Genomic DNA, 7468 nt, shown 5'->3' with positions numbered 1-7468 from the left:
GTGCTCCATGAGCACGATGACCTTCTTGGCGCCGTGGACGAGGTCCATCGCGCCACCCATGCCCTTGACCATCTTGCCGGGGATCATCCAGTTGGCGATGTCGCCGCCCTGGCTGACCTGCATGGCGCCGAGGATGGCGGCGTCGACCTTGCCGCCGCGGATCATCCCGAAGCTCGTGGCGGAGTCGAAGAATGCGGCACCCTTGCGCAGGGTGACGGTCTCCTTGCCGGCGTTGATGAGGTCGGGGTCCTCGTCGCCGTCGAGGGGGTAGGCGCCGACGCCGAGGATGCCGTTCTCCGACTGGAGCACGATCTCGACGTCGTCGGGCACGTAGTTGGGCACCAGGGTCGGCAGCCCGATGCCGAGGTTGACGTACGCGCCGTCGCTCAGCTCGGCGGCGGCACGGGCGGCCATCTGCTCACGGGTCAGTGCCATCTCAGGCCTCCTGCTCGGTCTGGGTGGAGGCGGCGCGGGGACGGACGGTGCGACGCTCGATGCGCTTGTCCGCCGCCTGGTCTGGGGTCAGCGGCAGCACCCGCTGGACGAAGATGCCCGGCAGGTGGATCTGGTCGGGGTCGAGCTCACCGGGCTCGACGAGCTCCTCGACCTCGGCGACCGTGACGCGACCGGCCATGGCGCAGAGCGGGTTGAAGTTGCGGGCAGACTGGTTGAAGACGAGGTTGCCGTGGCGGTCACCCTTCGCCGCGCGCACGAGGCCGAAGTCCGTCGTGATGGCCTGCTCGAGGACGAACGTCCTGGTCTCACCCATCCAGGCGAGGTCCTGGGTCTGCTTGGGCGGAGAGGCTACCGCGACGTTGCCCGCGTCGTCGTAGCGCCAGGGGAGTCCGCCTTCGGCGATCTGGGTGCCGACGCCGGTCATCGTGAAGAAGGCGCCGATGCCCGAGCCGCCGGCCCGAAGCCGCTCGGCCAGGGTGCCCTGGGGCGTCAGCTCGACCTCGAGCTCGCCGGAGAGGTACTGCCGCTCGAACTCCTTGTTCTCACCGACGTAGGAGCTGACCATGCGCCGGATCCGCTTGTCGCGCAGCAGGATGCCGAGGCCCCAGTCGTCGACGCCGCAGTTGTTCGAGACGGCCTCGAGGTCGGTGATGCCGGCGTCGTGGATGGCTGCGATGAGCACGGAGGGGATGCCGCAGAGACCGAAACCGCCGACCGAGAGCGACATTCCGTCGCTGATCCCGGCGATGGCCTCCTGGGGGGTGGAGACGACTTTGTCCATGGCCGGACTCTATCCACGTGGGCGGCCGGGGGTGGCGTGGGGTCCCCCCACACGATCAGCCCGCCGTGTGGTCGCCGAGCACGTATGCCGACCGGCCGGCATACCTGCTCGGCATCGGCTCGGTAGCGGCGACGTCGCCCAGACGAATGACAGCAGTGTCATTCTCGGCCGCCGAGAAGAACAGGCGTGTAATTCAGTGGAACGCCTTGTGATGGCTGTGACTGGAGTGCATAAATGGGGCTGCAGTAAACCCTTTTTGACCCAGAATCCCACCTTTCCCCGCCTGACAAGAGGTTCACCATGGCCCTGCGCCGACGCCCGCTGGGCTGGGCTCTCGCCCTGCCTGTGCTCACGGTGCCGCTGTGCGTCTCCTCTGCGGCGGCGGTCCAGGCCCCGCCGGCCCGGCCCTTGCCCGCCGGCCTCGACGTCTACGTGCCCTACCAGGCCCAGACGATCTGCGACCCGGTGCCGCGTCCCGGCGTCGTGGCCTTCGCCCGGCTGATGACCTCCCACTACGGGATGGGTTCGCTGGGCCTCATGGGTCGCACGTGCGGCGGCGACGTCTCGGAGCACTACGACGGGCGGGCGTGGGACTGGATGCTCAACGTCGACAACCCGTCGCAGGAAGCCGTCGCGAAGTCCGTGCTGACGTGGCTCACGGCACCGGACAAGAACGGCGTCAAGGGGGCCATGGCCCGCCGCTTCGGGATCATGTACATCATCCACAACAAGAAGATGTGGCGGTCCTACGCCCCGGAGCGCGGGTGGGCCCCCTACTACGGCTCGTCACCCCACACCGACCACATCCACTTCAGCTTCAACTACGACGGCGCAGCCGGTCGCACGTCGTGGTGGACGGGCGTCCCGACGCACAGCTACCTCACGTCCCTGCCGCGGTCCGGGACGCCCCTGCCGACGGCCACGCATCCGACGACCCCGCCGGTCCCGGCCGCCACCCGGGCCGTCACCGCGTACCGGACCTTGAGCTACGGGATGACCTCGACGGCGGTGCGCACGTTGCAGGCCGGGCTCGGTGGGTTGCCGACGTCGGGCAACTACCTGTCGATGACCCGGGCCCGCGTCACGGCCTACCAGAGGTTCGTGGGCCTGCCGCAGACCGGCGTCGCCGATGCCCGCACCCAGCAGGTGCTCTTCACCCGCGGCTGGTCAAAGCCTGCGGCCAAGCCGACTCCCAAGCCCGCCCCGAAGCCGGCGACGCCGTCGTACCAGACCTTGAGCTACGGGATGACCTCGACTGCGGTGCGCACGTTGCAGGCCAGGCTCGGTGGGTTGCCGACGTCGGGCAACTACCTGTCGATAACCCGGGCCCGCGTCACGGCCTACCAGAAGTTCGTGGGCCTGCCGCAGACCGGCGTCGCCGATGCCCGCACCCAGCAGGTGCTCTTCAGCCGCGGCTGGTCCGCCGCTGCCAGGGCGGTGGCGTTCGTGAGCCCGCCGCATCCGGATTCCCTTGACAGCACAGCCATGCCGATGGTGCCGACGGTGATCACCGCGGACCTGCGCACCACGACGACCGGGAGGAGTTCTGCCATGACTGTCTACGCCAGCACGTCGTCACGCACCAGCGCCGGGGTTGCCAGCGTCGACGTCGGCACGAGCTACACGGCCTACAAGAGCCTGACGCTGGCGACCGGGTCGCGCGGCGCCGCGGTACGGGTGCTCCAGCGGGCTCTCGGGGGTCTCGCCGTCGACGGCGTCTTCGGGTCCGTGACCCGCGACAAGGTCGTCTCCCTCCAGCGCTCGCTGGCCCTGCCGCAGACGGGCGTCGTGACGGCTGACGTCTGGGACGTGCTCGAGGCCCGCGACTTCCCGTTCGTGGCCGACCGGTCGACGGTGCTGCGCGCGGGGGACAGCGGTCCGCAGGTGACGGCCGTGCAGCGGCTCCTCGGGGTGCACCAGACAGGTGTCTTCGACCTCGCGACGCGTGAAGCAGTCAAGGTGGCGCAGGCGCGTGCCGGGCTGGCGAGCACCGGTGTCGTGGCGTCCCGCACGTGGTCGCTCTTCGACCGACTGTCTGCCTGAGTCCCTTGCCGCTCAGTCGTTCTCGCGCGCGTCGACGCTGACACCCTCGGCCGCGAGACGGTCGGCCAGATCGCCTCGACCACCGCGCACGAGCACGATCGACCCGTCGGCCGCCCAGGCGGCCAGTGCCTGGCGCAGCACTGTCTCGAGGCCGCCCGCGAGGGCGACGCGAGGCGAGGGGTCCCAGTCGGGGGAGGCCACGACGAGAGCCCCGTATGCCGTGTCGACCCCGCCCGCGGCCAGCGCGACGTCGCCCGGCTCGGGGTCGGACATCGGGGAGAAGAGGTCGCCGTGCGTGGACAGCTCGCGTGCCTCGTCGACGGCACCCGGCGCATCGCCGGCCTCCGGGTGGCTGCGGGCGAGCGCGGGGAGCGAGACGAGGATGGCGTCGCCGCCGTGGCCGGCGGCCGCAGCGGGGGAGCCGGTGACGAGGACGTCCGCCCCGGCGGCGGCGTCACCGACGACGACGGTTGCACCGACGGACCACGTCGCCAGGGCCCAGTAGAGCGAGCGCCAGTGCGCGGGAAGGTCGAGGCCGACCGTCGTGCCGGGGCCCGCCGCGGCGTCGTCCTGGAGGAGGTTCGCGGCCTTGGACACCCAGTTGGCGAGGACGCGCGCGCTCAGCTCGATGCGCTCACCCTCGGTGGGCCCCGGCAGGTCGTCGTACCACGTGAGGCGGGGCCGCCCGGGGTCGGATGCCACCATCCGCACCAGCACGTCGCGGGGCGGAACCGTCGTCATCGGACAGTCCCTACCAGAAGGCGAGCCATCAACTGTTCTTGGCTCCTTCGACCGTGGTGCCGGGCGGTGGCTCGGTGAGCGGTTCGTCGTTCTTGAGCGCGGTGAAGAGCGCTTTGGCGCGCTCGGTGTCCCACTTGACCGCCAGGGCGCCCGCGTCCGTGCGGTAGGCGAGGTCGGACGTCGGCACCGAGAGCGACAAGCCCTCGTCATTGCTGACGGAGCGCATCGCCTGGAGCACGCGGACGGCGTCCATGATGCCGGTCCCCTGTCCGACGGCAATGCCCGCGGCGGAGCTGTCCGCGAAGCTCTTGTAGCGCCAAGGGATGAGCACGGTCGAGGGCGTCGCGGCCTTCTTCATGAGGGCGCCGAGGAACTGTCGCTGGCGGGCGGCCCGGCCGATGTCGCCGAGGGGGTCCTCGTAGCGAGACCGGACGTAACCGAGGGCGTTGCCGCCGTTGAGCGTCTGGCAGCCCTTCTTGAGGTCGATCCCCGCCTTCTTGTCCTTCATGTCGCGCGCAACGCACACGTCGACGCCACCGACACTGTCCACGACGGTCGCGAACCCGCCGAGGCCGATCTCGACGTAGCCGTCGACGTGAATGCCCGTGGACTGCTCGACGGTGTTGGTGAGCAGCTTGGGTCCGCCGATGGAGTAGGCGGCGTTGATCTTGTCGTGGCCATGGCCCGGGATGGGGACGTAGGAGTCGCGAGGCAGCGACACCATGACCGGCTTCCCGCCGCTCTCGGACACGTGCACGAGCATGATCGTGTCGGTACGGTTGCCGGCTGCGTCGCCCGTCGCGTACTTCTTGCGCTGCTCCGTGGTGAGCCCCTCGCGGCTGTCGGAGCCGACGAGCAGGTAGTTGTAACCCGACGTGTCTGTGGGCCGCTCGCCGCCGGGGACGTTGTCCACCTTGTTGACCGAACCCCACGCTTGCATCGGCACCCAGACCAGGAAGCCGATCCAGCCGAGGAGCAGCACGAGCAGGACAATGAGCACGACGCGTCCCTTGCGCGACCGGCGCGGCGGCCGGTCCGTCGGGTGCCCCGGCGGACCAGCCGCCCCGCCACGACCTCGGGTGCCGACGACGTCGGCGTCGTAGCGGTCCGGTCCGGTTTCCCGACGATCGTCGTGCGTCAGGGCCGTGCTGCCGCCTGCGGTCCGCTTGGGGCGGCGCCGGGTGTCCACGACATAGGCGTCGTCTTGGTCAGGGCGGCGAGAGGTGCTCGGATCAGTCGGCATCGGCTGCCTTCACGCTCGGGGACGGGAGAGTTTCGTCCGCCAGTGTGTCAGCCGGACCTGTCGAGTCGATGCGGGCGGTCGCCCGCGGTGCCTCGTCGAGGGCGATCCGGCGGGCGAGGCGGGTGAATCGGACCTCCATCGCGCGGAAGCGCTTGTAGGTGGTCACGACGAACCCGAGGAAGGCGACGGCGAGCCCGTAGAGGATGAGGTCGGCGCCCCGGCCCACGCCCAGCATCCGGGCGAGGTTCGTCCACGTCTTGCTCGGGTCGATGATCGAGTAGGCGACGAGGGCGAGCAGGAGCAGCAGGCCGAGACGGCGCACTGCCTGGGCGCGTTGACCCGTGCCGGCCAGCAGTCGCCATGCGATGGCGAGGGTCGCCAGGATGAGCAGGATCTGGATGGCGCTCTGTCGACTCATCGCCAGATCAGCTCCGCGAGGATGTTGACGGCATTCCAGAGCGACTGGCCCTTGGCCTTGGAGTAGTCCGTGTAGAGGATGTGCACGGGCTCCTCGGCGTAGGCCACCTTCGCGCCCGCGAAGCGCATCGAGCCGATCTGGGCGACGATCTCGGAGGCGTGCGCCATGCGGTTCTGGGTGATGTCGAGCCTCTCCACGACGTCGCGTTGCAGGACGCGCAGACCATTGTGGGCATCGGTCAGTCGTGTGCCGGTCGTGGCGTTCGTGTAGGCAACGGCGGCTCGCAGGACGAGACGCTTGGAGGTGGACGCCTCGGTGCGCTCGTCGAGGAAGCGGGAGCCGAAGACGGCACGCACGTCTCCCCGTCGGATGCGTCTGACCATGACCTCGACGTCGTGAACCTGGTGCTGTCCGTCGGCGTCGAAGGTGACGACGTAGCGCATCCCYGGATCGCCGAGTGCGAACTCGAAGCCGGTCTGCAGCGCGGCGCCCTGACCGAGGTTGAGCGGGTGGCGCACGACGGTCGCGCCCGCTCGCTCTGCGAGGTCGGCAGAAGCGTCGCGGGAGCCGTCATCGACGCACWCGATGTTCGGGAAGACGGCTCGGGCCTCGCGCACGACGTCGGAGATGACGGCGGCCTCGTTGTAGAGCGGCACGATCAGCCACACGTCCTCGTTCTGCATGTGATCCAGCGTAAAGCCCTCTCGGGGCTCACTCCGACACGCGAGGGCGTACGGCGGCACGCCCGATGGCATGCCGCGGGAACTAGAGTCGGAGCACCATGACGGATGCGTTGCCACAGGGCTCGCCGGTGCGGGGCCACCGGTCCGCCGGGGCTGCCGGAGCCCGCCACCTCGAGAGTGCGGCCGGGTCAGCCGACCCGACGGGATCGGCCGCGCTCCGCATCGCCATCGTCGGCCCGACCCACCCGCACCAGGGCGGCGTCGCGGCACACACGACGGTGCTGGCCCTCCAGCTGGCGGAGGCCGGGCACGACGTGACGCTGGTCTCGTGGGCGCACCTCCACCCCTCCGGGCTGCACCACGCGGACGCGTCGGCGCCCGATGGCCAGCCGGAGGTGCCGCCCTTCCCGCGGACGATCCGCGCGCTCAGCTGGGCTCGCCCCGACACCTGGGTGCGCGCCGGACGGCGCCTGCGCGACGTCGACGTCATCCTCGTCGTCCACGTGAGGCCGGCGGTCGTTCCCGCGCACCTCGTGCTGCTCCGCGCCGCAGGCGCGGTGCCGGGCGCGCCCGGTCCTCGACCGCAGTCGGTGGTCGTGTGCCACGACGTCCTCCCGCACGAGTCGCCCGTCGGCGACGGCCGACTCATGTCGATGCTCTTCGCCCGGGTCGACTCGGTCCTGGTGCACGGGGCCGACCAGGCCCGGGTGGCGCGAGACCTCGGCGCCCGTCGGGTGTCCGTGGCCGACCTGCCGCCGCACCTGCCCGCCGGGGCTCCCGTCGCGCCCGGCCAACGGCCCGGTCCCACCCGGTTGCTCGCTCTCGGCCTCATCCGTGAGCACCAGGGGATCGAGGTCCTCCTGCGGGCCATGCGGTCGGTCCCGGACGTGACGCTGACCGTCGCCGGTGAGATCGGGGGCGTCGGCCGCGACGTCATCGCCGGCCTCGCGTCCGACCCTGCACTCGCAGGCCGGGTGGACATCCGCGAGGGCCACGTGCCCGCTGACGCGCTGGCCACGCTGCTCGCCGGCCACGACGTCCTCGCCCTGCCCTTCCGGTCGGCCACGGCGTCCCAGGACGTCGTCCTCGGCCACGCGCACGGC

General features: G+C 70.8%; 8 protein-coding genes. 2 read left to right on the top strand and 6 right to left on the bottom strand.

Annotation, left to right across the window (positions count from 1 at the left end; genetic code table 11):
- Nucleotides 1-435, bottom strand: a 435-nt coding sequence (locus AC1DP0_RS14910; protein ID WP_478085423.1) for a 3-oxoacid CoA-transferase subunit B, incomplete at its 3' end; no start/stop codon positions are given.
- A 1-nt stretch (nt 436) separates the two neighbouring features.
- Entirely contained in the window at nt 437-1237 is an 801-nt protein-coding gene (locus AC1DP0_RS14905; protein WP_478085420.1) for a CoA transferase subunit A, read from the bottom strand.
- 300 nt (nt 1238-1537) lie between these two features.
- Here AC1DP0_RS14905 and AC1DP0_RS14900 point away from each other — a divergent pair, with 300 nt between their 5' ends.
- Nucleotides 1538-3280 carry a peptidoglycan-binding domain-containing protein gene (locus AC1DP0_RS14900; RefSeq protein WP_478085418.1) on the top strand — a complete coding sequence of 581 codons (1743 nt, stop codon included), beginning with the start codon at nt 1538-1540 and terminating at the stop codon, nt 3278-3280.
- Between the two features lie 12 nt (nt 3281-3292).
- Here AC1DP0_RS14900 and AC1DP0_RS14895 read toward each other — a convergent pair whose 3' ends face one another.
- The 4 genes from AC1DP0_RS14895 to AC1DP0_RS14880 are packed head-to-tail and all read right to left on the bottom strand — an operon-like array spanning nt 3293 to nt 6365.
- A complete protein-coding gene (locus tag AC1DP0_RS14895) occupies nt 3293-4021 on the bottom strand; it encodes a TIGR03089 family protein (protein WP_478085416.1) in 729 nt (242 codons plus the stop codon).
- 28 nt (nt 4022-4049) lie between these two features.
- Nucleotides 4050-5210 carry an LCP family protein gene (locus AC1DP0_RS14890; RefSeq protein ID WP_478085413.1) on the bottom strand — a complete coding sequence of 387 codons (1161 nt, stop codon included), beginning with the start codon at nt 5208-5210 and terminating at the stop codon, nt 4050-4052.
- Between the two features lie 43 nt (nt 5211-5253).
- Complete coding sequence (locus tag AC1DP0_RS14885; RefSeq protein ID WP_478085411.1) at nt 5254-5682, bottom strand: DUF2304 family protein; 429 nt, start codon at nt 5680-5682, stop codon at nt 5254-5256.
- The gene (locus AC1DP0_RS14880) at nt 5679-6365 is read right to left on the bottom strand and encodes a glycosyltransferase family 2 protein (protein ID WP_478085409.1); all 687 of its coding nucleotides are present in this window, start codon (nt 6363-6365) and stop codon (nt 5679-5681) included. The genes AC1DP0_RS14885 and AC1DP0_RS14880 overlap by 4 nt, the downstream gene beginning before the upstream one ends.
- A 98-nt stretch (nt 6366-6463) precedes the next feature.
- On the opposite strand from AC1DP0_RS14880, the gene AC1DP0_RS14875 reads away from it, so the two are divergent.
- Nucleotides 6464-7468 (top strand): glycosyltransferase (locus tag AC1DP0_RS14875; protein WP_478085407.1); only part of this gene is annotated, 1005 nt, incomplete at its 3' end.

This window comes from Terrabacter sp. P5_B1, assembly GCF_056400505.1.
This window is presented reverse-complemented; position numbering and strand designations above follow the sequence as displayed.